The sequence below is a fragment of the Steroidobacter agaridevorans genome (assembly GCF_009932555.1).
GTDB lineage: Bacteria > Pseudomonadota > Gammaproteobacteria > Steroidobacterales > Steroidobacteraceae > Steroidobacter > Steroidobacter agaridevorans.
Genome location: NZ_BLJO01000014.1, coordinates 1 through 637 on the forward strand (window position 1 = coordinate 1; position 637 = coordinate 637).

2 protein-coding genes are annotated in these 637 nt (G+C 61.7%); both read right to left on the minus strand.

The window, feature by feature from the left end:
* Positions 1 to 254: flagellin N-terminal helical domain-containing protein (locus GYH35_RS33680; RefSeq protein WP_456115298.1), on the minus strand; the 254-nt coding region annotated here is incomplete at its 3' end.
* A gap of 248 nt (positions 255 to 502) precedes the next feature.
* Positions 503 to 637 (minus strand): flagellin (locus GYH35_RS35570; protein ID WP_202624983.1); only part of this gene is annotated, 135 nt, incomplete at its 5' end.

Here is a 637-nt window from a genome sequence, read left to right on the forward strand (position 1 = left end):
GTCAATTCCGAGAACGCGCCTTCGGCCGTCTGCATCATGGAGATGCCGTTCTGCGTGTTGCGCTGAGCGACCGACATACCGCGAGCCTGCGCATCGAGGCGGGTCGCGATCTGCAGGCCGGCGGCGTCGTCCATCGCGCTGTTGACGCGGAAGCCGGTGCCGAGGCGGGTCAACGAGGTGGTCAGGGCCTTCTGGGTGCTGCCGACCGAATTCTGCGACGACAAAGCCGCCGCGTTAGTGTGAAGGGAAAGCATGTCTGAAACTCCTGGTGGTTGTCATCCTGAGCGCGTCACCGTCGGTTCTCGCGCTCTCAGTCCTTGAAGGCGACGGCCCGTTCGGCGTTCTTAAATAGCGACATCCGGAGTTTTTCGTGACAGGTCACGCCTGGAGCGAGCTGCAGCTCGCGTGGAAACTGCAGAAATGAGAAAGAGCCAGCCCGTTTTCACGGACTGGCTCCCATCTGCATGAGGGCCGCGCCATCAGGTCCGCGGCGTGCTCACTATTACTGCATCAGAGACATCACCAGCTGCGACAGGCTGCTGCTCTGCTTGAGCGCCGAGGTACCCGCCTGCAACAGCAACTGCTTGCTGGTCGAGTTCGACGTTTCCAGGGCGTAGTCCACGTCCATGATGCGACC